Source organism: bacterium Scap17 (assembly GCA_013376735.1).
Classification (GTDB): Bacteria; Pseudomonadota; Gammaproteobacteria; order Pseudomonadales; family Halomonadaceae; genus Cobetia.
The window spans coordinates 303128-327050 of record VINJ01000001.1; the positions used below are offsets into that span (position 1 = coordinate 303128).

Here is a 23923-nt window from a genome sequence, read left to right on the forward strand (position 1 = left end):
TGTGTCAGTCTAGTGCCTGTGGCGCGATTCATGGTGTGAAAATCATGATGATGTGTTCGCTCATGTGGCTGACCGGAGACGTTCGCATGCTCCATCGACTTCCCGATTATCCCGCACGCCCAAGCGTGGCTGACACATCAGCGCGCTCGCGACTGCCGCGCATGACATTGCTCGCAGTGGGGCTGATGCTGCTGAGCGGCTGCTCGGCCCTGTCCGGCAAGGACCCGCTGGCCGCGAATGACAGCGCTGGCCTGCCAGAGGCCTGCATCTTCCCGCGTGAGGGCGATGCCAATCAGTGGTTGCGTGCCGCGGCGCAGGTCGTCGAGGCTCGTGGCTACAAGATTCGCGAGAGCGAGCAGTCGCTGGGCTTGGTGACAGGTGAGCGCAAGGTGGACCAGCCGGGGCTGGGCGCGATCGATGGGCCCTTCGGCTCGCGCATCGGCTTCTCGGTGGGCTATGGCGTCGCGGCAGGCAATGATTTCGGCGTGGGCGTCGGCAATGACACCTTTCGCGATGACCCGATCAGCTTCGAGCGCATCTCGCTGGTCGCGCCGGACGAGCGCGTGCGCGTGATTCGCGATGAGCAGGTCATCAATCAGGGCGGCTACGTCATCGATGCCCGCCCTCACAATGACAGCGACAGCTGCCGCCAGATCGAGCGTCAGCTGCAGGCCGCCCTGGCGGGTCGTGATCCACGGGAGGTTCGCTGATGGTCATGTGCAAGGTATCTCCACGCTCACTGTGGCAACGTCTGGGGCTTGCGACGCTGCTCGCCGGCCTGCTGGTGCTGGGTGGCTGCATGAATCAGCCGACCCATGCACCTGACTCGCGCACCGCGGTGATCGCCCCCAACAGCGGCACCCTGAGCTCCCGGCAGGTCTTCGTCACTTTGCTGACGACGCTGGCGGAGCGTGGCTTCATCATCGAGCGCGCCGACCCGGACCTCGAGCGCCTCGATGCCAGCTACGCTGCCCGGCCGCCGCTGGCGCTGGAAGCCTGGGTGAGCGAGGTCAACGGCCAGATTCGTCTCAGCGTGAGCGGTGACAGCAATGGTGCCGATATCGCGCCGGGCCGCCTCGACAACCTGCTGGTGGAGGTCGCCGTGGCCCTGGATGCGCGCACCGTGCCGGTGATCGGCGCACCGTGACCGCCCCGCGCATGGCAACCCCACGCATGGTAACCCCACGAGGCGGCCCTCGGCGCCGCCTCTCTGGCCTTGTCCACCACTTTGCCGGCGGGCAGTGCCGGAGCCCGGGCGAGCCGGCGCTCGCGCGGTGTGATGGCCCATGACGCTGAGTGCGCTGCGCCGTCGGCGTCTGGCCTGGCTGGCCCTCACGGCCAGTCTGCTGGCCGGGCTGATGGCCTTGTTTGCTCTCTGGCACTGGGAGCTGGCGCGCGGCGAGCGTGATGCCCGCCAGCACGCCGCGACTCGCCTGAATTTCTATGCCAGCACACTGAATGCCGAACTGTCGCGCTTCCAATGGCTGCCGGAATTGCTGGCGCGCCAGGCCCGTGTGCGCATCGCCCTCGGCGAGCCGGGCGCCTCGCCCGCGGCAACTGCGCCTGTTACCCCCTCATATCAGCCCGATGCCGCCAGTGCCGCCGCTCCCCTCGGTTCGAGCAGTGACCTCAATCAGCACCTGCGCCGAGTCGCGCGCGCCTCCGGTGCGGCGGCCATCTTCCTGACTGATCGCGACGGCATGACCGTGGCCGCGAGCAACTTTGATGAGCCAGACAGCTTCGTCGGCTATCGCTACGACTACCGGCCTTATTTCATCGATGCCCTGGCGCGCGGGCGCGGCGAGTTCTTCGCCGTCGGCAATACCACCGGGCGGCCCGGCTATTTCGTCTCGGCGCCGGTACTGGGGGACGAGGGCCAGCCGTTGGGCGTCATGGTGGTCAAGGTCTCGCTGGAAGCGCTGGAGGATACCTGGCGCCAGGCGGGGGAGACGGTGCTGCTCGCCGATGCCAATCGCATCGTGCTGCTGGCCTCGCGGCGTAACTGGAAATATCGCGCGCTGGAGGCGATCGAGCCGCAGGCGCTGGACAGCATTCGGGCGCAGCAGCAGTTTCGCGGTGCGCCGCTGACACCGCTGTCGCGGGAGTTGGAGGACGGCAGCCTGGTGCTGGGTGACAATCACGAGCTGGCGGCGTCGAAGATCGTGCCGCTGCCGACGGCGGCGATGGGCCAACGCTATCTGGATGAGTCACTGGCCAGCGGGCCGCTGGGCTGGCAGCTGCACTTTCTGATGCCGCTGCGGCCACTCTATATCCAGGCGCGCAATGTGGTGCTGGTCGGGCTCGCCGTGATTCTGGGACTGGCGATGATGGCGCTGTGGATGCGCGAGCGTCAGGCGCGCCTGGGGCTGATTCGGCGTGAAGCGGTGATGATGCGCGAGATCAACGAGCGCCTCGAGGAGCGGGTTGCCCAGCGTTCGCGCGAACTCGAGGCAACACGTGACGAGCTGGTGCAGGCCGGCAAGCTGGCCGCGCTGGGCACCATGGCGGCCGGTATCGCCCATGAGCTCAATCAGCCGCTGGTCGGCATTCGCACCTACGCCGCCAGCGGCGGAAAGCTGCTGGCGCGGGGCATCGCTTCCGCCGCAACGCGCCCCGAATTGACTGCACGTGCCGCCGAATCCGCCGCCAGCAACTTCACGCGCATCAGTGAGCTGTCCGAGCGCCTGGCGGACATGATTCGCCAGTTGCGGGTCTTCGTGCGTCCAGCCAGTCAGCAGGCGCCCGTTGCCCTGGCGCTGGCGCCGCGCATCGACTTCGCACTGGAACTGCTCGCCGAGCGAGTCACCGCCCTCGATCTGACCGTGGAGCGGGAGGCGCTGCCCCGGGACGTCATCGTGATGGGCGAACAGGTGCGTCTCGAGCAGTTGCTGACCAATCTGATCCGCAATGCGCTCGATGCGCTGGAAGGCCAGGTGCACGCGCAGCAGGCCCGAGGGAGTGATGAACTCCTCGGCGAGTCGCGCGATGGACCTGCGCGCCTGCGCCTCAGCTGGCAGGCGTGGCCGACAGTGGCCAGTCTTGAGGGGCAGCCGGGCGGATGTCTGCGTATCGAGGACAATGGCCCCGGCATCGACCCTGCGCTGCGTGCCACGCTGTTCGATCCCTTCACCACCACACGTGAGGTCGGTGAAGGCATGGGGATGGGGCTGTTTCTGAGTTATGGCATGGCGCGCGACCTCGGTGGCCAGCTGCGTCTGGCCGATGGTTCTGCGCTGGGCGGCGCCTGCTTCGAATTGTGGCTACGCACGCCGGCGTCGGAGGCAACGCATGCAGCCGACGGCACCGAACAACAAGGCAGCGGGCAGCAATCCGTGACATGACGGGGTATTCGCACGAATGACAGGCTATACGCACGACAGCGCTGGCTTCGAGGGCGCAGAGGAGTTTGCCGCCACGGGCCTGGACCCGGCAGAGCTGCGCCTGCAGCAGGACAGCGATCTGACCCGTGAGGCCCCGGTATGGCTGGTGGATGACGACCCGGCAGTGCGCGAATCTCTTGCCCAGTGGCTGGAGCTTGCCGAGATTCACCTGCGCTGCTTCTCGCGCGCCGAGGCGCTGCTGGAAGCCCTGGCCGCCGCCGAGCCGGTCAGCGTGGTGATCAGCGATATCCGCATGCCGGGCATGGATGGCCTGACGCTGTTGGCGCGGCTTGCGCTGCAGGCACCGGAGCTGCCGGTACTGATGATGACCGGCCACGGCGATGTCGCCACGGCCGTTGCCGCGATGCAGGGCGGTGCGCGCGACTTCATCGAGAAACCGTTTGACCCCGAAGCGCTGGAGCTGAAGCTGCGTCAGGCGCTGGCGGGACGGCGTCTGAGTGATGAAAACCAACGTCTGCGCCGCCGCTTGAGCGTGCGCGGCCTCAGTGGTCTGCTGCGTGGCGAGAGCCGTCAGATTCGCCAGTTGCGTGAGCGATTGCTTGAATTGCGCGGGCACCCGGCGCGTGTCTGGATCAGCGGCGAGGCGGGCAGCGGGCGCAGCACTCTGGCGCTGGCGCTGGCCGAGCATGCGCCGCCTGCTGAGGCGTCGCCCTCATCTAACGCCATGCCGACGGCGGCGACGGCCTTGCTGGCGCGAGTGGAATGCGCCCCCCTGTCGCAAGCGAGGGCAGAGGGCGCGGAGGCACTGGCGAGCGCGATCGAGGATGCACTCGCGGCATGTCCTGCAGCCAATACCTTGCTGCTGCATGAGGTGGACCACCTGAGTGGCGCGCAATGGCAGTGGCTGGACGGCTGGATCGCCACGCGTGAGAACGGCGCCCGTCAAGCGCCGCGGCTGGTGTGCAGCGCGCTGTGCAGCGTGGGTGACGTGATGGCAAGCGGGCCTCTGACTCGCACCCTGGGGCATGCGCTGGCCGAGATCGAACTGACGACACCCGCCCTGCGCGAGCGGCGCGAGGACATCCCGTTGCTGATGGCGCACTTCAGCCGTCAGGCCGCCGAGGTGCACGAGGTGGAGGCGCAACCCTTCGGCCGCGGTGAGCTGGCTGCATTGATGGCGGCAGACTGGCCGGGCAATCTCTGGCAGCTGCGCCAGGCCGCCAGTCGCCGTGTGGTGCTGGGGGAATTGTTCACGACGCGACAGCCATCCGCGCCGGGCAATGCCTCAGCAAAGGAGAATGCAGACGAGGCCGGCAACGGGGCGAGCGACGAGGCGCTGGCGAGCAGTGAGGACCAGGGGTTGGCGGCACAGGTGGCGATGTTCGAGTCGACCTTGATTCGCGCCGCCCTGACTCGCGCACGCGGCAACATCGCTCAGGTGCTGGAGGAGCTGGCACTGCCGCGGCGTACTCTCAATCTCAAGATGCACAAGTACGGACTGCGCCGAGAAGACTTTCGTCATGGTCATGATGATTCGGTGAACTGACCGCCATCAAAGCCTGTCGAAAATGTCCTCGGACTGCGTCGGGATGTCGCCAATTTTGTTATGAAGTAACATCCTGCCAAACCTTTCCTGTCGTCCCCGTGACGTTCTGCCGGAGTTTCTCGATGTCTGTTGCTGTTCATCGCCTGGTGGCGGCGCTGTCGTCCGCGCTGGCGCGTTTCCCGTCTCGTCATGGCCTGCGCCCCGCAGCCTGGCTGACGCCGTTGCTGATGCTGGGCACCCTGGTGGCCAGTCAGCCTGCCGCCGCCCACCCGCACGGCTGGGTCGACCTGCGGGTGACGCTGCGCCTCGATGACCAGGGGCGGGCCGTCGCGATGCGTCAGTATTGGCTGCTCGACCCCTTCTACAGCTTGACGCTGCGTCAGGAACTGGCCGCGCTCGAGGACGATACCAGCATGGAGCAGCGCCTCGATGTGCTGGGCAGCGAGATTCTGGCCAATCTGTCGCAGTTCGATTACTACACCCATGTCACCCTGGACGGCGAGCCCGTGGCGCTTGGCAAGGCGACGCGCCAGACCACCTGGCTCAAGGGCGAGCGTGTCGCCTTCCAGATGGAGCTGCCGCTGGCCGAGCCGGTCGCGATGGCTGGCCACACCCTCAGTTATCGCATCTACGACCCCACCTATTACATCGAGATACTGCATGACCCGGACGCCATCGCCGTGCAGCAAGGGCTGGTGGTGAGCGGACTGGAAGGGCAGGACTCGGCGCTCGACTGCACGCCGGGCATCACGCCGGCCGATCCGGACCCATCCAAGGTCGCCGAGGCCTCGATGCTGGATATCAACGCCACCGCACCGATGGATCTCGGCCAGTACTTCGCCGAAGTCGGCAGTGTCAGTTGTGGGGTGACTGATGAGCAGTGAGCCGAAGGACACCAGTGGACTTGGCGATATCAAGAGCCTCAAGGGCATGCGTGATGGCCTGCTGAAGCCGGCCTCGTCGCGGGGGCGGCGCCTGGCCGGTTGGCTGGCGGTCGGCTGCGGGCTGCTCGTGCTGGGCATGGCGTTCTGGCCAGGCCTGGTGCAGGGCTGGGGCGAGGCGCTGGGGTGGGTCTTCGCCGAGCAATCGCGTTTCCAGCGCTCGCTGGGGCGCGCCATGAATGAGCTTGCCGCGCACCCCGGCACGCCCTGGGCGCTGATCGGGCTGTCCTTCGCCTATGGCGTGCTGCATGCCGCGGGTCCCGGCCATGGCAAGGTCGTCATCAGTACGCTGCTGGTCAGTCAGCCCATCGTTCGGCGCCGTGCGCTGTGGTTGTCACTGCTGGCGGCCTTGCTGCAGGGCGTCAGTGCGCTGGTGCTGGTCGGTCTCGGGGCGGGGCTGCTCGACTGGGCGGGGCGCGATGTGCTCGGGCAGGTCGAGAAGGTCACCCTGCTCAGTCATCTCGGGGTGCTGGTGCTGGGGGTGCTGTTGCTGTGGCGCGCCGCGCGTTCCTTGTGGCGCGCGCTCAGCGCCCGGGCTGTCTCAAGCCCGGTTTCAGGCACGACCAAGCCAGAGGCGCCAGCGATGCAGGGGCTGGCGTTCGAGCCGTCGCCTGGCCACGACCACGTACACTCTCATAGCCACGCTCATTCACATGGGTACGTTCATTCACATGGGCATGACTGTGGTTGCGGCCATGCGCATGGCGTGACGGCGGAGCAGGCCAGTGGCAACTGGCGCACCATGGGCATGGCGGTGCTGGCGATCGGCCTGCGGCCGTGCTCCGGCGCGATTCTGGTCTTGCTGGCCGCGCTGGCGCTGAACATGGTCGGCAGCGGGGTACTGGCGGTGCTGGCAATGTCATTGGGCACCGCGCTGACGGTGGGTAGCGTGGCGATGGCCACCCTGATCATGAGGGCCAGCGGACGTCTGGCAGCGGCCGGCGCGCGTCTGGGTGGGCCGCACTCGGACGGTCGCGCGCGTCGTCAGTGGCCGTGGGCGGCACTGGTCGGGCTGCTCGGCGGCATCATCATCACTGTCTTTGGCGCCTTGCTGGTCGCCAGCAGCTTCAAGGCGCTGGACTCTCCCTCCGGTCGCGGTGCTTCGCCGTTCGATCGCTCGGCATCGGGCACCTCCCTGCAGAGCCCTCTGGGCCCGAGATCCTCAGGGCAGACCTCAGGCGGCGAGTGAGATCAGCGCCGCCAAGGCAGGCGTGCCGCTTGCTACCTGCAAGTTACGAAAACGGGGCCCATCGGGCCCCGTTTTCGTAGATGTGAGAGCGTGGATGACAGTGTCTGCAAGAACGTAGGTGTCAGTGAAAACGCAGGTGATGGCGTCAGTAGGAATAGCTCGGCAGCTCGGCGATCTTCATGCGCAGAGTGTCGATCAGCACCGTCAGCGTCTCGCTGTCGTGGGGCTCGGCCGTGCCGACGCCCCACACCGGCCCCGGCCAGGCTTCATCATCGCTGCGGCGGGCAATCACGTGCATGTGCAGCTGCGGCACCATGTTGCCCAGTGCGCCGATATTGAGCTTCTCGCCGCCGCTCACCGTCATCAGCAGCTCGCCCAGTTGGGTGGTTTCCTGCCACAGCTGCTGCTGGGCGCTGCTGTCCAGCTCGTAGATCTCGCGGATGGCATCGCGGCGCGGAATCAGTATCAGCCACGGATAGCGCGCATCGTTCATCAGGCGCACGGTGCACAGCGGCAGATCGGCCACGAAGTGAGTGTCGGCATCCAGCTGCGGGTGAAGGCTGAAGGGGGTCATCGTCTCTCCTTGATCGGATGGAGCAGGGCGGGCGTGTGTCGAGGGCAAAGGGTAACCCGAATCGTGGCGGATGCCCTGGCTTGAACGCCCGCGAATGCCTTCAGTGTGACCAGATCGGCAAAATCCTGCCACTTTGCGGATTGCCCGTGCGCGCTCTGGAGGCTGCGCAATGCCCCCATCGCCAAATACCGCGCCGCGCGGACAGTTGCTAACCTTCTTCCTACGCTGAAGCAGAGGCTCGCAACGAACGCCCCACGCAAAAGAGGGCTACCTTGCGCATTGTCGGTCGCGACATGGCCAGTACCGTCCAGGGCCAGAGCCTGCTCAGCCGCTATGTCCGTCTGCCTAACCACATTACAAGAATGCTCAACCTGCGCCCTGCAGGTTCGCCAAGGAGTCACTCCATGCAAAAGCGCCAGTTCCTCAAGGCCGGTCTCGGTCTCGCCATCGCAGCCTCTCTTGGTCTCAGTGCCGTGGCTCAGGCGGACAGCAAGTACATCATGGGTACCGCCACCACCGGTGGCACCTTCTACCCGGTCGGCGTGGCACTCTCCACGCTGATCAAGGTCAAGCTCGAGCCGACCGCCGGCATCTCCGTGTCCGCGATCTCCTCTGCCGGCTCCGGCGAGAACCTCAAGCTGATGGAAGAGGACCAGGCCCAGTTCGGCATCATCCAGGGCCTCTACGGCGCCTGGGCATGGAATGGCACTCCGCCGGTCAACAAGGCGCACAAGAACCTGCGCAGCGTCTCGATGCTGTGGCAGAACGTCGAGCACTTCGTGGCCCGCAACGATGAGGTCAAGTCCGGCACCATCGAGGACATGACCAACTTCTACGGCAAGAGCTTCTCCATCGGCAAGAAGAATTCCGGTACCGAAGGTTCGGGTCGCTTCATCCTCGAGCAGCTGGGCATCGATGCCGACAAGATGGATCTGGCCTACATGGGCTATGGCCCGAGCGCCGACGCGATGCAGAACGGCAACATCGATGGCATGAACATCCCGGCCGGCGCACCGGCCTCCGCCGTGACCCGCGCCTACGCCAACCTGGGCGGTGAGATCACCACGCTGGACTTCACCGAAGAGCAGCTGGCCAAGGTCAACTCCCAGTTCGAGCTGTGGACCCCGTATGAAATCGCCGCTGGCACCTACCCGGGCCAGGACAAGGCGATCAACACCATCGCCCAGCCGAACATCCTGGTGGTGCGTGACGATGTCTCCGAAGAAGACGTCTATCAGATCACCAAGACCATGTACGAGAACCTGCCGTTCCTGAACAACATCCACCCGGCCACCAAGGCCATGGCCCTCGACAAGGCCATCGCGGGCCTGCCGCTGCCGCTGCACCCGGGAGCCGCACGTTACTTCAAGGAGCAGGGCATCGAGATTCCGGCACGCCTGATCGCCGAGTGATCCACGCCTGATGTTCCCGCTGCCCTCATCGCTCGCCTCTGGCGGCGGTGAGGGCAGCGCAGTTTCCCAGACCAATAAACCACTGCCGGTCCGGCGTCATGTCACTGCCCCGCGCGGGCAAGGTGAGGCGCAGGACCAGAGCAGTGCCCACGAATGATTGTTGTAGAAGCCCGTCTTCTCCTCGCAAGCCCGGGCGCATGGTGACGCAAGTCGCCGCTGCGCCATCGCTGTCTGATCCCGTCTTGAGGCAACGCCATGCATGATTCCCGCTCGCCAGAGCCCTCTCGTCCCACTGATAGCGAAGTGCAGGAGCCGGATCTCTCCGGTGTGCGCGACGAATCCGCCGAAGCTGCGCCGTGGCGCATGGAGCTGCCCTGGTTGGGGCGTGCCGTCTTCGTGATTTCCATCGTCATCTGTCTGGCGCACCTGTACTTCAACACCGTCTCGACCCTGTCGGAGTTGTGGGTGAGCGCCTTGCACTACGGCCTGTTCGGTTTGCTGTGCGCGCTGACCATTCCGATGCTGACGCCAGCCAGTGATGGCGCCAAGCGCTGGGTGCTGGGCGTGGATGTCCTGCTGGGGCTGGCGGCACTGGGTTGCGGCCTCTATCTGATCGGCTTCGAGGATGCGCTCTATGACCGCGGCGTGGTGTTCTCCACCGCGGACTGGGTGGTCTCCATCGTCGCGGTCGGCCTGATCCTCGAGTTCGCGCGTCGCACCACCGGCTGGTTCATCCCGGTGCTGTGTCTGATCGCGCTGACCTACGTGGCCTGGTGGGGCAAGTATGTGGGCGGCGTGTTCAACTTCCCGGGCCTGACCTGGGAGACGGTGCTGTTCAGAAGCTTCATCGGCGGCGAGGGGATGCTGGGCTCCATCGCGCGCATCTCCTGGTCCTACGTGTTCATGTTCATCCTGTTCGGGGCCTTCCTGGTCAAGTCCGGCGCGGGCGACTTCATCATCGATCTGGCGCGCTGCGCGGCGGGTCGCTTCAAGGGCGGTCCGGGCTTCGTGGCCGTGTTTGCCTCCGGCCTGATGGGCTCGGTGTCCGGCTCGAGTGTCGCCAACACCGTCTCCACCGGCGTGATCACGATTCCGCTGATGCGACGGGCCGGCTTCCCGGCGCGCTTCGCGGCCGGTGTCGAGGCCGCGGCCTCGACCGGTGGCCAGCTGATGCCGCCGGTGATGGGCGCGGGTGCCTTCATCATGGCGTCCTACACCCAGGTACCGTACCTGACCATCGTCGGCGTGGCCGCCTTGCCGGCGCTGCTTTACTTCCTGTCCGTCGCCATGTTCGTGCGCATCGAGGCCAAGCGCTCCGACGCCACCGCGCTGGATGACCCGGAAGGTCCGCGTCTCAAGGATGTGCTCAAGGATGGCTGGCATTATCTGGCACCGCTGTTCGTGCTGGTTGGTGCCCTGATCTACGGCTTCACGCCCACCTATGCCGCCGGCATCGCGATCCTGTCCGTCATCGCGGCCTCATGGCTGTCGAAGAACCCGATGAAGCTCGGTGACATCCTCGAGGCGATGCTGGCCGGGGTGCGCAACATGACCACCACGGCGATCCTGCTGATCACCGTCGGCCTGATCGTCAACGTCGTCTCCACCACCGGTATCGGCAACACCTTCTCGCTGATGATCACCGACTGGGCGGGCGGCAGCCTGCTGATCACCATCATCCTGGTCGCGCTGGCCTCGTTGATTCTGGGCATGGGCCTGCCGGTGACGGCGTCCTATATCGTGCTAGGCACGCTGTCCGCTCCAGCGCTCTACAACCTGATCGCCCATTCCCAGCTGGTGGACCTGCTGGCGGCGGGAAACCTGCCGGAGCAGGCCAAGGCCATCTTCATGCTGGCCGCCCCGGACAAGCTGGACCTGCTGGGCGCGCCGATGAGCATGGACGCCGCGCGCGAACTGCTGGCGCTGGTGCCGGATACCTTCCAGAGCCAGCTGTATGAGCAGGCGCTGTCGCCGCACGTGCTGACCATGGCACTGGTAAGTGCCCACATGATCATCTTCTGGCTGTCCCAGGATTCCAACGTCACGCCGCCGGTCTGCCTGACCGCCTTCGCGGCAGCCGCGATCGCCCGCACACCGCCGATGAAGACCGGCCTGATGGCCTGGAAGGTCGCCAAGGGTCTCTACATCGTGCCCCTGCTGTTCGCCTGGAGCCCGCTGATCTCCGGTGACATCGGCGAGATGCTGACGGTGTTCGTGTTCGCGCTGTTCGGGATCTACGCCATCGTCGCGGGCCTGGAAGGCTATCTGGAGCACGAGCTGCCCTGGTGGCTGCGTCTGGCGATGTTCCCGCTGGGGGCGCTGATGCTGTGGCCGCATGGTCAGCTGACCTACGACCTCGCGGGTCTGGTCATCTTCCTGGGCGTGCTGGCCTACAGCGTGCGCCAGAGTGGCCGCCAGCAAGCGCTGGCGCACTGAGCCAGGCGTGTCGGATGATCGCCAGGCCCGTCAGCCGATGTGGCTGAAGCAGGCGTGACGCGACGCGATATGCTATGAACGATGCCCGGCATCACTCCCCCCGCTCAGTCGCGAGGGTGGTGTGTCGGGCATCGCGCGCTCTGGGGCATGTCTGCCGCGGGCGTCTTCACTCAACGGGATAGTAGGACAAGGAATGTCGGCATGATGTCGGATGTTGCAGGGCTGACCAGCGGCCTTGATCTGATCAGCGTAGTGGCGCTGATCGCACTGGGTGGCGTGGCCGGTTTCATCAATGTGCTGTCGGCGGGTGGCTCGATGCTGACGCTGCCACTGCTGATGTTTCTCGGTCTGCCGGCGGCCCAGGCCAATGCCACCAACCGCGTGGCGATCGCGCTGCAGAGTGCGACCGCGACCAGCACCTTCCTCAAGGCGGGCGCGCACAACATGGGGGTGGCCTGGCGGCTGGCCGTACCCGCCGTGGCAGGCGCCATGCTGGGGGCCTGGCTGGCGACCCGTATCAGTGCCGAGGCCTTCGAGAGCGTTCTGATCGTGGTGATGGTGGTGTGTTCGATCATGATGCTGCTGCCGACGCCACGCATCGACACCCGTGAACTGACGCCGGAGCGCATCACGCCCGTGGTGGTGATGGCGATGTTCGGCATCGGCATTTATGGTGGCTTCATCCAGGTCGGTGTCGGCGTGCTGTTCATCGTGGTGCTCTACCGGCTGCTCAAGATCGACCTGACCCAGGTCAACGTCTTCAAGGTCTTCATCGTGTTGATGTATACCCTGCCGGCGCTGGCGGTGTTCGTGTTCGATGGTCAGGTGCGCTGGGCCTATGGTCTGGTGCTGGCGGTCGGCAACATGAGCGGCGCCTTTCTCGGCGCGCGGGTCAACATGAGTCCCGCGGGTGCGCGGTGGGTCAAGTGGCTGACGGTCGCGGTCATCTTCATCATCGTGCTCAAGCTGGCACTGACCTGATGCTGGCCTGATGCTGGCCTTATGCTGACCTTATGTTAGACACGGAGTAAGCTCGAGGTAGTCTTAACGGAACGCCGGCCTGTCCTGTCGACACACCGGTATACCGCTCACCTCTTATTCATGATGGCGCCGAGCCCGGCTATGGCGTCTCTTCCTTCATCGTTCAGGAGTCTTTCCTCATGCAAGCCATGGTCATCGAGCAGTATGGCGGTCCCGAAGTGTTCGTCGAGCGCGAACTGGAGACCCCGACACCGGCGCGGGGGCAGGTGCGTATCAAGGTGACGGCTTCCAGCATCAACCCCATCGAGACCAAGCTGCGCAGCGGGCTGGTCAAGTCGCACCCGGAATTCCCGGCCATTCTCAATGGCGATGTCTCCGGGGTGATCGATGCCGTCGGGGAAGGCGTGACGGAGTTTTCCGTCGGGGATGAAGTGCTGGGCTGTGCCGGTGGCGTCAAGGGCTGGCAGGGCGCTCTGGCGGACTACATGATCGCCGACACCCGGGTGATCGTGAAGCGCCCGAGCCTGGCGGCGCTGACGCTGGAAGAGTGCGCGGCCTTGCCGCTGGTATTCCTGACGGCCTGGACGGCGCTGGTCTCGCGCGGTCAGATCAAGGAAGGCGAGCACGTGCTGATCCACGCCGGCACCGGCGGCGTCGGCCATGTCGCGGTACAGATCGCCAAGTATCTCGGCGCGCATGTCACCACCACCGTGTCCAGCGAAGCCAAGGCAGACCTGGCACGCCAGCTGGGGGCGGACGAGATCATCAACTACCGCGAGGAAGCGGTCGCGGACTACGTGGCGCGCCTGACCTCCGGACGCGGCTTCGATCTGGTCTTCGACACCGTCGGTGGCGACAATCTGGATCGCTCCATCGAGGCCACCGCGACCTCCGGTCGTCTGTGCTCCATCAATACCCGCTCGACCCACGACCTGACCCAGCTGCACTCCAAGAACCTGTCACTGCACGTCATCTTCCGCTCGGTACCGCTGCTGACAGGTATTGGTATGGACGACCAGCCGGAGCTGCTCAACGCCCTGAGCGAGATGCTGGAGGCCGGCGCGGTACGTCCGCTGCTCGACGAGCACCAGTTCAGCTTCCGTGACGTCGCCAAGGCGCATGAGTTGCTGGAATCCGGCGAGGCGCTGGGCAAGATTCTGCTGGTAAATCGTTGAGTATTGGCACCTTCGGCCAGTGAGGGTGTCTTACCTTCGTTGGCCGTTGATCAGGAAGAGAAGTGATGAGAATGACGCGTTTGATGGTGGCTGCCCTGTTGGTGGCCAGTGTGAGTCTGGCCGGCTGCAATACCGTGGCCGGTTTCGGCAAGGACCTGGAGCATCTGGGCGGTTCGATCGACAACGCCGCCAGCTGATTGCCCGAGAGAGGAATGCTCATGCGACGATTCATGATGATGACTGGCACCGCGCTGCTGTTCGGCCTGCTGTTGGGTGGCTGCAATACCGTGGAAGGTTTCGGGGAAGATCTCGAGCACCTTGGGGGTTCCATCGAGGAATCGGCCAGTTGATGGCACTGTCCATGACATGGGCGGCGAGTGAACAAAACATGAATCTCACCCCTTGAAAGCCCATGAGGCGGCCCAAGGTATGAGGGTAGAGGCGCAGGAACTGGCGTCTTCATGAGGTTTCTCGATATTCACTACCGCAAGGAGCATGACCATGTCCCGCACCATTGCACTCATCTTCGCCTCTTTCTTCACTCTGGCAGCACTTTCCGGCTGCAACACCGTTGACGGTGCCGGCCAGGATGTCGAGCATGCTGGCGAAGCTGTCCAGGACGCCGCGCAATAAGCGACGCTCCGGATAGTGGTGATATCCAACGCCCGGCCATCGCGCCGGGCGTTTTCGTGTCTGACCCGCTGGCCATTGCCTGTCATCATGCCAGCCTTCCTTCAGCGAGAATCAAGGCCCCGACATGGATCATCGACAGTTGAGTTTTCTGGTCGCGCTGGCCAGTGAGCGCCATTTCGGTCGTGCGGCGCGAGTCTGTCATGTCACCCAGCCGACGCTGTCGGCGCGCCTCAAGCAGCTCGAGGAGGAGTTGGGCACGGCGCTGATATTGCGCGGCCACCGCTTCGAGGGCTTCACGCCGGAAGGGGAGCGCGTGCTGACCCACGCACGGCGCATTCTCGCCGAGCTGGATGAGCTGAAGGGAGACCTGTCACCGGACGCGGTGCTGACCGGGCGCCTGTCGCTGGGGGTGGTGCCATCGGCGCTGGCAGCGGTCGGCGAGTTCCTGCCGCGACTGCGCGAAGCCTTTCCGCAGCTCTCGCTGCGCCTGCGTGAACTGTCGACCTCATCGTTGGCCCAGGGCCTCGAGGATGGGGAGCTGGATCTCGCGGTCGGCTATCCGGCGGCCCCGGCCATGAGCGGCTTCGCCTGTCGGCCGCTCTATCAGGAGCATTCGGCGCTGATCGCCAGTCAGGTACATTTCCGCCTGCCCGACGCGCCGCAGTGGGAGTGCCTGCGTGACTATCCGCTGGTGTTGCTGACGCCGGAGATGCAGCAGCGGCGACGCCTCAATCAGCAGTTCGAGCTGCTGGGGCTGCAGCCTTCGCCCTTGCTGGAGGCCAATTCGATTTCCGGCCTCGGCGCGATGCTGGAGGCTGGCCTGGGGGTCAGCGTGCTGGCGGAGAACCTGGCCGATTCGCGGCTTGGTGAAAAGCTGATCGCGCGCCGACTGCCCGGGGAGGGCGAGACGGTCGGGTTGTTGTGGCGCAGTGGACAGCAACGTAGCCGACGGCTGGACGCCGTGCTTGAGCTGCTGCGTTCGCTGCCTCACTCGGCGGGTGTGGCCGATTGAGGCAGCCTGCAATGCAGAACACCCCGTCGAGACGGGGTGTTCGGGTAGCGAAAGCGGCGCTGGCTGCTATCAGCGCTTCTTGCTGGGCTTCTCGCTGGCCTTCAGCGCGGCACGGCGGGCGGCTTCACGCTGCTGCTGCTTGGCATCGCGCCGTGCCTGCATCTGGGCGACGGCGTCCATGCCCAGATGGGCTTCGCCACGTTCTCTGGCGAGGCGAATCTGGTTCTCGCGTTCGGCGAAGCGCGCCTTCTGGGCGTCGCTCAGCTTGTCGTAGCAACGTGGGCAGCTGACGCCTTTCTGGTAGCGCTCGCTCTGCTTGTCTTCCTCGGTGATCGGCAGGCGGCAGGCATGGCACTGGTCGTACTGGCCGGGGCGCAGCTGGTGGTCGACGGTGACGCGCTCATCGAACACGAAGCACTCACCCTGCCACAGCGTCTCTTCCTCGGGTACCTCTTCCAGATACTTCAGGATGCCGCCCTTGAGGTGATAGACCTCATCGAAACCCTGCTCCTTGAGATAGGCCGTGGATTTCTCGCAGCGGATGCCGCCGGTGCAGAACATCGCCACCTTGCGGTGCTGTGTCGGGTCCAGCTCACGCGAGACGTAGTCCGGGAAATCACGGAAGGCAGTGGTGTTCGGGTTGACGGCACCGGCGAAGGTCCCCACTTCCACTTCGTAGTCATTGCGGGTGTCGATCAGCAGCACCTCGGGATCGGAGATCAGCGCGTTCCAGTCCTTCGGCTCCACATAGGTGCCGACGGTATGACGCGGGTCGATGCCCTCGACGCCCATGGTGACGATCTCGCGCTTGAGCTTGACCTTGGCGCGCAGGAAGGGCGCCTGTTCGGCCAGCGACTGCTTGGTGTCGAGCTCGGCCAGGCGCGGGTCCGATGTCAGCCAGGCGAGCAGCGCATCGATGCCGGCGCGTGAGCCGGACACGGTGCCGTTGATGCCTTCGCGGGCCAGCAGCAGGGTGCCGCGGATGGCGTGCTCGTTCATCACTGCCAGCAGCGGGTCGCGCAACGCCTCGAAGTCCTCGAGGGTGACGAACTTGTAGAGTGCGCATACCACATGCTGCGGCGCCAACGGGCTGGGGCGGGTGGAGGCAGGCGTGGCGTTGCTGGTCAGATCGGCGGCGGTCAGGTCGGGCGTGTCGGTCATGCGAGGGTCCTCGTGCGGGCCGGAACGTAAATCCGGAGCAGGATGAGCGAGAGATGAGAGCGGCCGGCGGATAGCGCGACAGCAGGCGCACCCTCAAGGGGCGGCGACGCATTTTACGCGACTCGCGCGCGAATTTCTCGCCCGCCGCGATGGCCCGCCTGCCCGGCATCGACCGGACGCCATCTTCATTGTCGGTGTCTATCAATTGGCGGCTCGGCTCAATTGGTCGCCCTCCTGGCATGGCGGTAGGATATTCCCATATTGCGCAGAGGTCGGGTGAGGGTTGCGCGCACCGTTCTCGCCACGCATCTGCGCCACGGAGAGCCGTAATGAAAGATTCGCTCTATCAACAAGCGCCAGGCGCTGCAGGCTATGCGGATGCCCGCGAGGTGCCGCTGCGCGAGCTGGATGGCCCATCGGAGCTGCCGGTGAGCCTGGCGCTCAATGACACTGCGATGGGCACCTTGCTGGCCAGCCCAGAGGCCCTTGAGCCGCTGGCGCTGGGGCATGCCTTCACCGCGGGCTGGATCACGCGGCTTGACGAGGTCTCGGCGATCCATCTCTCGCGGCTGCGCCATGGGCTGGCGGTGCGTCTCGAGGTCAGTGACTCGCTGGTGCGCAAGGCCGAGCGTCATCAGCGGCGTGAGAGCAGTGTCTCGAGCTGCGGCGCCTGTGGCGTGCAGGACGAAGCGGAGCTGATGGCGGGACTCATGCGTCTGCCGCCACGGACAGCGCTGGCGCCCGATGCGCTGATGCGCGGGCTGGAACGCCTGGAGCGCGCCACGCGCCGCGGCATGCATCTGGCGCTGGGGCTGGACAGCGAAGGCGGTCTGATCTCGCAGGGCGCCGACATCGGTCGCCACAATGCGCTGGACCGCGTGATCGGCATGAGCCTCGACAGTGGTGTGTGGCCCGAGGCGTTGCTGGTGTCGAGCCGCTGCAGCCTGGAGCTGGTGCAGAAGACCATCCGTGCGCGCATTCCGACCCTGATCACCCTGGCGGTGCCCTCGCGACTCGCCGTCGAGACCGCGCGTGCCTGCGACCTCAATCTGATCTGTGCCCACCGCGGGCGTCGACTCGAACTGCTCAGCGGTCACGCTGAGCGCCCCCGTTTATCCTAGCTCCTGTTCCTCCTGTTCCTCCTGTTCCTCCTGTTCCTCCTGGCCACTGGATCCTGACATGACCGACATTGCTGCCCCCGAGATCGAGACGCCTGCGTCTGCCAATCTGCCCCGCGAGGATGCGCAACAGACGCGTCATCCGCGCATTGCCGCCTATTCCGGGCCGGCGGGTGGCTGGGGCGCACTCAAGAGCGTCGGTCAGCATGTCAGTCACTCCAGGGCGCCGTGGAAGAGCGTGCGCTCCCTGCTCAAGGCCAATCAGGACAAGGGCTTCGACTGCCCGGGTTGTGCCTGGGGGGACCCGGAACACGGCTCCTCCTTCGAATTCTGCGAGAACGGTGCCAAGGCGGTGGCCTGGGAAGTGACCGCCAAGCGTGTCACACCGCGCTTCTTCGCTCAGCACACCGTCACGGAGCTGCTGGGCTGGGACGACTTCATGCTCGAGGATCAGGGCCGCCTGACCGAACCGATGCGCTACGACGCGGCCAGCGATCGCTATATGCCGATCAGCTGGGACGCGGCCTTCGCGCTTGTCGCCGAGCACCTCAGCGCGCTGACGTCGCCGGATGAGGCGCTGTTCTACACCTCGGGGCGTGCCAGCAACGAGGCGGCCTATCTCTATCAGCTGTTCGTGCGTCTGTTCGGCACCAACAACTTCCCCGACTGCTCCAACATGTGCCACGAGGCCAGCGGTGTCGGCATGAAGACGAGCCTCGGCGTCGGCAAGGGCACGGTGCTGCTGGAGGACTTCGAGCATGCCGATGCCATCTTCGTGTTCGGTCAGAACCCCGGCACCAATCACCCGCGCATGCTGGGCGATCTGCGGCGTGCCTCACGGCGTGGCGCGCGCATCGTCAGCTTCAACCCGCTGCGTGAGCGGGGGCTGGAGCGCTTTGCCGACCCGCAGTCGCCGCTGGAGATGATGACCCTCTCCAGCCAGCCCATCAGCCATCGCTATTACCAGCCGCGCATGGGCGGCGACATGGCGGCGGTGCGTGGCATGGCCAAGGCGCTGTTCGCGATGGAGGCGCGGGGCGAATTCACGCGCGCCGCCAGCTTCATCGAGGCGCATACCCATGGCGTCGAGGCCTGGCAGGCCCTGGTCGAGGCGACCGAGTGGGCAACCCTCGAGGACCAGTCCGGCCTGACGCGCGCTCAGCTCGAGGAGGCGGCCGCCATCTTCGCGGGTGCCGACAACGTCATCTGCACCTGGGCAATGGGCATCACCCAGCATCTGCATGCCGTCCAGAGTGTGCGTGAGATCGTCAACCTGCTGTTACTCGGGGGGCACTTCGGTCGCCCCGGTGCCGGGGCCTGTCCGGTGCGTGGCCATTCCAACGTCCAGGGCGATCGCACCATGGGCATCGACGAGAAGGCGCCCACTTGGCTGATCGATGCGCTGGAAGCGCGCTACGGCGTCAGCATGCCGCGTACGCCGGGCTACAACACCGTGGAGAGCCTGGCGGCGCTGGAGCAGGGCAAGGCGAAGACCTTCATCGCGCTGGGCGGCAACTTCACGCGTGCCACGCCGGACAGCGAGCGAACCGAGGCCGCGATGCGCAACCTCGAGCTCAACGTCCAGATCAGCACCAAGCTCAACCGCAGTCATCTGGTGATGGGCAAGCAGACCGATGCGCTGATTCTGCCGTGTCTCGGTCGCAGCGAGATCGATCGCTCCTCACAGGTGGCTTCCCAGCACATCAGCGTCGAGGACTCGATGTCGATGGTGCATTCCAGCGCCGGTATCAAGGCGCCGGCCAGCCCTGAATTGCGCTCCGAGCCCGGCATCATCGCGGCGATCGCGGGTGCCACCCTGGCGCGCGTGCTGCCGGCGCGAGGTGTCAGTGATCCGGTCGATTGGCAGGCCTTGAGCGAGAACTATGATCTGATCCGTGACGAGGTCGCGGCGGTCATTCCCGGCTTCGCGGACTTCAATGCACGGCTGGCACACAAGCGCGGCTTCTACCTCACCAATCCGGTACGCGAGCTTGCCTTCCAGACCTCCAGCGGCCTGGCCGAGTTCTCGCACATGCCGCTGCCGGAGTCGGTGATGCACCAACAGCTGGCGCGGCGTGACGGCTGGCTGACGCTGCAGACCATGCGCAGTCACGATCAGTACAACACCACCGTCTACGGCTACAACGACCGCTATCGTGGCGTGTCGGGTCAGCGGCGGGTGATCTTCATCAATGGTGAAGACCTGGCGCGGCTGGGGCTGGCCGACGGTGATTGGGTCGACATGCTCGGCGAGCCGCGTCCGGACGGCAGCGAACGGCGTGCGCCGCAGTTCCGTCTGGTCGAGTACGACATCCCGGCCGGTTGCATCGGGGCCTACTATCCGGAAACCAACGTGCTGGTCGCGTTGGAAAGTCACGGCGCTGATACCGGCACGCCATCCTCCAAGGCGGTGCCCGTACGCCTGGAGCGCAGTTCACGCATCGCCTGATGGCGCGAGACGCCAGCCGCAGGGTGCATGCATCGCCACACTGCCGTGCCGCGAGGAGACTCGTCGCGCGGCAGTCGCGTGTCTAGAATATCCCGTGCGCCGAGCCAGCTACGCTCGGCCACGCCTTTTCCATCCTCAGTGCTGCCTCAGCCACCGTTCAAGAGAGTGATCCATGCAATATCTGCACACCATGCTGCGTATCCGTGATGTCGACGCTTCACTGCATTTCTTCCGTGACCTGCTCGGCATGGTCGAGATCTCGCGCAAGGATTCCGAGAAGGGTCGCTTCACGCTGATCTTCCTGGCAGCCCCGCAGGATGCCGAACGCGCCCGTGAGATGAAGGCGCCGATGCTGGAGCTGACCCATAACTGGGACCCGGAGGAATATGAGGGTGGGCGCAACTTCGGCCATCTGGCCTATCGCGTCGAGGATATCTACGCTACCTGTCAGCATCTGATGGACAACGGCGTGACCATCAACCGCCCGCCGCGTGACGGCCACATGGCGTTCGTGAAAAGCCCGGATGGGATTTCGCTGGAGCTGCTGCAGGCCGGTGACGCCCTTGAGCCGCAGGAACCCTGGGCCTCCATGAGCAATACTGGCAGCTGGTAAGCAAGGTCGCATACTGACGTGCGCGTAAGCGTCGCATCCAGGCAACGCAATAGCCGAATTACGACTGGTGCATCGCCCAGCAGGGCTTATGATGTAATGAAGCTCATAAGCCCCGTAGCATGATGCGTGACATATCGTGCTCGGTCTTAGCGGAGTGTCACCGCGGCAGGCAGGTATACCTTCTTCCTTATTTCTTGCTGCCCGCCTGCCGCGATGTTGCACCTTCTGCCCTCGCGTGAGGGACTGTCACGCGGACACTGCCTAGCTGGCAAGGACTGCCTGATGCCGAGAGTCATAAGTGCCTGGCTACGACATGAACCACGATTGCTCGCCGTGGAGCATCGTCGTTTCTACCATGCCTATCTTTGGGTCTATCTGATGCTGATGGGCCTCTTCGTGATGTGGGTTCCCTTCTTCACTCTCTTCAACGAGCCGCGGCTGGCATTCGTCAGCGGCATCATGGCGCTCGTGTCCGTGCTGGGCGTGATGATGCATCGGGCGCATCAGCTGACGCTGGGCCTGGCCCTGATGATGAGCGCCTTGACGCTGATGGCCTGGCTCTCGGTTTTCTGCTTCGGGCTCTCGGCGGGCTATGAGTACTATTTCTTCATCGTGATGGCCGGGATTCATCTGGCACCGCTGGCGCCGCGCATTCGTGTGGTGACGACACTGATGCTGTTCATGGCAGCTGTCTCGGCATTGATGGTCTCGCCAGTCCTGTATGAGGGAGACCTCTTGCCGACCTGGATGCTGCAGTCTGCCAACCTGTTCGCGGTCTTCCTGATGATGGTCACCTTCCTGTGGCGCATGCTGGCGCTTACCGAACACTTCGAGCGCCAGTATCTGAAGGATGCCAGTCGTGATGAGTTGACCGAATTGCTCAATCGCCGCCAGATATTCCGCCACGCCGAGGACTGGTGGGGTGACGGAGTGCCCTGTGCGGTCTTGATGCTGGATGCCGACAACTTCAAGCGCGTCAATGACCTGCATGGTCATGCCGTCGGTGATGAAGTGCTGCGCCATCTAGGCCGTCTGCTGACGGCCACATTGCGTCAGGGCGATCGCGCCGGACGCGTCGGGGGGGAGGAGTTCCTGGTGTTGCTGCCGCGCATCGGGCGTAGCGAGGCCATCTCCGTGGCGGGACGCATGCGCTCCCTGCTGGCCAAGTCTCCTCCGGTCTTCGCTGGCACGCCGGTACCGATCACGGTTTCCATCGGCGTTGCCATCAGTCATGAGGTCGATTCGCTGGATGAGCTGATGCAGCTGGCCGACAGGCGGCTGTATCACGCCAAGCACAATGGGCGTGATCAGGTGGTGGCCGGTGGGGAACATGAGATGACAGGCTTTGCCACGGCCGATGTCAGCCCTCCACCTCCCGGCAATGACGGCGGCGGACTTGGCAAGGCAGAGGCCATGGAGGAGGGCACTCGCGACAAGGAGGATGACCGCCAGGAAAAGCGACACCACAAGGGCTCCGACCCTTTCTTGCGGACACCCCTCGTCGGCTGACCTGAGTGCAGGTTCACGAATGCTGCTTCAGGAGCGCTGCTTCAATCGGGTCAGCGCGTTTTCCATGCCACGGGCAACGGTGGCCGCCAGTGGTGTGCACAGCATCCAGGGCAACGCGATCAGTGCAATGCTGAGCGAGCCCAGATAGACATCGCTGAACCAGTGAGCGCCGACCATGATCCGCGGAGCGCTCAGCAGTACCACGAACGCCAGACTGAACAGCGCGATGCGGCGCGGTGCGAAGGCCAGCATGAAACTCGCGAATACCATCAGCATCAGGCCGTGATCCCCCGGGAAGCTGTTCGACGCCGAATCCTTGGTCTTGAAGGACACCAGCTCGGAGAGATGTTGTGCGTGGCTGAAGACGCGCGTCGGGCTGGCATGGCCATAGCTGATGGCGCGCAGCACGAACAGCGAGAGCAGGCCCGCCGTCAGCAGCATGGTGATGCCGATGCTGGTCCAGCGGCGGTAGCGGGCAGGCTGTTGATCATTGAGCATCGCCCAGCAGAACAATACTCCCATCATGGCGAAGGCCACGGCGTCGAAGGCGCGCGTGTTCAGAATGCCGAGCAGCGTGTCCCAGCGTGGATTGAGCGGTGTGATGAACTGGTTGAAGTCCCAGAAGACATCGCTGTCGAGGGTGGGCCAAAAATCCAGCGCCGGTATCCACCAGCATGCCAGCAGCGCCACTCCCAGCGCATTCAGGAGCACCAGTCGTCGCGGGTTGAATCCTGTCGGCGCCCTGCGCGGGCGAGGCGGGGGCGAGGGTTGCACGTACGGGGCCTGCTGCGAACCACTGGTTCGCTGTGAAGACGCAGTATCAACGGCGTGCATGGAAGGACTGTCGGGGGCGGCGGGAGTCATGTCGTGTCAGCTCTGCAGGGCTCATGTCGGGACAGGCGCACTCAGGCCGGTAGCTCGCTGGCTTGGTGGCCAGATGGCTCGAGACAGGCGACGTTGAGTGGCGATCTGGTCGAAATTCTAGAGCAGGCTCCGCTTTGGAAACACTGTTTTCAAATTTTGCGAGGTGGACAGATGGTTGCGTCCATCGCGCTGGTGGCAAGCTGGCGGCAGCCTGACAGGTGCCACTCAGACGTATGGCGTGAGGGCTTGTCGTTCATGACAGCCGTGCGCATGATCGCTACCCTTGCTGTCATGTCCGTCCCTTACTCACCGTTCTTTCCGCCTGCCGGGTGACTGCCGTTGCCGGCAATGCCACTGGCGGGCGCCACAGGAGTCATCCATGTCCGTTACCGTGCGTCGTCTCTCGCGTTGTACCTCCGTGGGGTTCGCTATTTCCTTGCTGGCTGGCTGCGCGGCCATGACGCAGCCTCCGCAGGGCAGTGCCTCCTCGGGTGCCGCTGTTCCTGCCCTGGTGGGCACCCAATGGAGTTTCTCTGCCACGGATGCCAGCGAAGAGGCCCCCAATTTCCTGTTGCAGGCCCCGACCCCCGAGCAGCTGGCAGAAGAGGAGGATGACCGCCTGCGCCTGGTGGGCAGCAATGGTTGCAACCGCCTGATGGGGCCGGTGGTGCTGGATGAGTCTCGTCAGACGCTGGATATCGGTCCGCTGGCCTCGACCATGAAGATGTGTCCCAATCCCGAGCAGTCCAATGCTTTCAACCGCATGCTGGAAGAGGTGGCCAGCTATCAGGTCGTCGGCAGTGGCGAGACTGCTCGGCTGCGCGTGATGGATGACACCGGCTATCTGCTGGCCACCTTCCTGCCGTTGGAAGACGTCGCCGAGTAACGCGTTCGATGTGCTGGTAGAGGTGATCCGCTAGCGGACTGCCAGAAACGAGAAAGCCCCCTGCACCGTTCGGTGCAGGGGGC

At 64.9% G+C, this 23923-nt stretch carries 22 protein-coding genes; 19 read left to right on the plus strand and 3 right to left on the minus strand.

Features of this window, described 5'->3' with window-relative positions; all coding sequences use genetic code 11:
* Positions 1 to 86: 86 nt before the first annotated feature.
* From FLM52_01395 to FLM52_01420, 6 genes are all read left to right on the plus strand, one after another.
* Positions 87 to 710, plus strand: a complete 624-nt coding sequence (locus FLM52_01395) for a hypothetical protein (GenBank protein NVN54466.1) — start codon at positions 87 to 89, stop codon at positions 708 to 710.
* Positions 710 to 1147 (plus strand): hypothetical protein, encoded by a 438-nt coding sequence (locus tag FLM52_01400; protein ID NVN54467.1) that lies wholly within the window; start codon positions 710 to 712, stop codon positions 1145 to 1147. Before FLM52_01395 ends, FLM52_01400 begins: the two co-directional genes overlap by 1 nt.
* Before the next feature lie 139 nt (positions 1148 to 1286).
* Complete coding sequence (locus FLM52_01405) at positions 1287 to 3341, plus strand: sensor histidine kinase (GenBank protein NVN54468.1); 2055 nt, start codon at positions 1287 to 1289, stop codon at positions 3339 to 3341.
* A gap of 16 nt (positions 3342 to 3357) precedes the next feature.
* A complete protein-coding gene (locus tag FLM52_01410) occupies positions 3358 to 4887 on the plus strand; it encodes a sigma-54-dependent Fis family transcriptional regulator (protein NVN54469.1) in 1530 nt (509 codons plus the stop codon).
* A gap of 122 nt (positions 4888 to 5009) precedes the next feature.
* The gene (locus FLM52_01415; GenBank protein ID NVN54470.1) at positions 5010 to 5771 is read left to right on the plus strand and encodes a DUF1007 family protein; all 762 of its coding nucleotides are present in this window, start codon (positions 5010 to 5012) and stop codon (positions 5769 to 5771) included.
* On the plus strand, positions 5761 to 7017 hold the full coding sequence (locus FLM52_01420; GenBank protein ID NVN54471.1) for a nickel transporter: 1257 nt from the start codon (positions 5761 to 5763) through the stop codon (positions 7015 to 7017). Before FLM52_01415 ends, FLM52_01420 begins: the two co-directional genes overlap by 11 nt.
* A gap of 145 nt (positions 7018 to 7162) precedes the next feature.
* Here the strand turns inward: FLM52_01420 and FLM52_01425 are convergent, their stop codons facing one another.
* Entirely contained in the window at positions 7163 to 7591 is a 429-nt protein-coding gene (locus FLM52_01425) for an HIT family protein (protein ID NVN54472.1), read from the minus strand.
* Positions 7592 to 7995: 404 nt separating this feature from the next.
* Here FLM52_01425 and FLM52_01430 point away from each other — a divergent pair, with 404 nt between their 5' ends.
* From FLM52_01430 to FLM52_01465, 8 genes are all read left to right on the plus strand, one after another.
* Positions 7996 to 9003, plus strand: coding sequence for a TAXI family TRAP transporter solute-binding subunit (locus FLM52_01430; protein ID NVN54473.1), 1008 nt, complete (start codon positions 7996 to 7998; stop codon positions 9001 to 9003).
* Between the two features lie 255 nt (positions 9004 to 9258).
* Positions 9259 to 11439 (plus strand): TRAP transporter permease, encoded by a 2181-nt coding sequence (locus tag FLM52_01435; protein NVN54474.1) that lies wholly within the window; start codon positions 9259 to 9261, stop codon positions 11437 to 11439.
* A 204-nt stretch (positions 11440 to 11643) separates the two neighbouring features.
* The gene (locus tag FLM52_01440; protein NVN54475.1) at positions 11644 to 12420 is read left to right on the plus strand and encodes a sulfite exporter TauE/SafE family protein; all 777 of its coding nucleotides are present in this window, start codon (positions 11644 to 11646) and stop codon (positions 12418 to 12420) included.
* A 179-nt stretch (positions 12421 to 12599) separates the two neighbouring features.
* On the plus strand, positions 12600 to 13595 hold the full coding sequence (locus tag FLM52_01445; protein NVN54476.1) for a zinc-dependent alcohol dehydrogenase family protein: 996 nt from the start codon (positions 12600 to 12602) through the stop codon (positions 13593 to 13595).
* 71 nt (positions 13596 to 13666) lie between these two features.
* Positions 13667 to 13792: an entericidin A/B family lipoprotein gene (locus tag FLM52_01450; protein NVN54477.1), complete on the plus strand. Its 126-nt coding sequence runs from the start codon at positions 13667 to 13669 to the stop codon at positions 13790 to 13792.
* A 15-nt stretch (positions 13793 to 13807) separates the two neighbouring features.
* A complete protein-coding gene (locus FLM52_01455) occupies positions 13808 to 13945 on the plus strand; it encodes an entericidin A/B family lipoprotein (GenBank protein NVN54478.1) in 138 nt (45 codons plus the stop codon).
* A 151-nt stretch (positions 13946 to 14096) separates the two neighbouring features.
* The gene (locus tag FLM52_01460; GenBank protein NVN54479.1) at positions 14097 to 14228 is read left to right on the plus strand and encodes an entericidin A/B family lipoprotein; all 132 of its coding nucleotides are present in this window, start codon (positions 14097 to 14099) and stop codon (positions 14226 to 14228) included.
* Between the two features lie 124 nt (positions 14229 to 14352).
* The gene (locus FLM52_01465; GenBank protein NVN54480.1) at positions 14353 to 15240 is read left to right on the plus strand and encodes a LysR family transcriptional regulator; all 888 of its coding nucleotides are present in this window, start codon (positions 14353 to 14355) and stop codon (positions 15238 to 15240) included.
* Positions 15241 to 15309: 69 nt separating this feature from the next.
* On the opposite strand, the gene FLM52_01470 is transcribed toward FLM52_01465, so the two are convergent.
* Complete coding sequence (locus FLM52_01470) at positions 15310 to 16401, minus strand: rhodanese-related sulfurtransferase (GenBank protein ID NVN54481.1); 1092 nt, start codon at positions 16399 to 16401, stop codon at positions 15310 to 15312.
* Between the two features lie 239 nt (positions 16402 to 16640).
* Between FLM52_01470 and FLM52_01475 the strand changes: the two genes are divergently transcribed.
* The 4 genes from FLM52_01475 (at position 16641) to FLM52_01490 (ending at position 22090) form a co-directional block, all read left to right on the plus strand.
* Positions 16641 to 17522: a sufurtransferase FdhD gene (locus FLM52_01475; GenBank protein NVN54482.1), complete on the plus strand. Its 882-nt coding sequence runs from the start codon at positions 16641 to 16643 to the stop codon at positions 17520 to 17522.
* A 58-nt stretch (positions 17523 to 17580) separates the two neighbouring features.
* Positions 17581 to 19968, plus strand: coding sequence for an FdhF/YdeP family oxidoreductase (locus tag FLM52_01480; GenBank protein ID NVN54483.1), 2388 nt, complete (start codon positions 17581 to 17583; stop codon positions 19966 to 19968).
* A gap of 172 nt (positions 19969 to 20140) precedes the next feature.
* Positions 20141 to 20581, plus strand: a complete 441-nt coding sequence (locus FLM52_01485; protein NVN54484.1) for a lactoylglutathione lyase — start codon at positions 20141 to 20143, stop codon at positions 20579 to 20581.
* 213 nt (positions 20582 to 20794) lie between these two features.
* The gene (locus FLM52_01490; protein NVN54485.1) at positions 20795 to 22090 is read left to right on the plus strand and encodes a GGDEF domain-containing protein; all 1296 of its coding nucleotides are present in this window, start codon (positions 20795 to 20797) and stop codon (positions 22088 to 22090) included.
* Positions 22091 to 22117: 27 nt separating this feature from the next.
* On the opposite strand, the gene FLM52_01495 is transcribed toward FLM52_01490, so the two are convergent.
* Entirely contained in the window at positions 22118 to 22924 is an 807-nt protein-coding gene (locus FLM52_01495; GenBank protein NVN54486.1) for a phosphatase PAP2 family protein, read from the minus strand.
* Between the two features lie 409 nt (positions 22925 to 23333).
* Between FLM52_01495 and FLM52_01500 the strand changes: the two genes are divergently transcribed.
* Positions 23334 to 23840, plus strand: coding sequence for an META domain-containing protein (locus FLM52_01500; GenBank protein ID NVN54487.1), 507 nt, complete (start codon positions 23334 to 23336; stop codon positions 23838 to 23840).
* Positions 23841 to 23923: the final 83 nt, after the last annotated feature.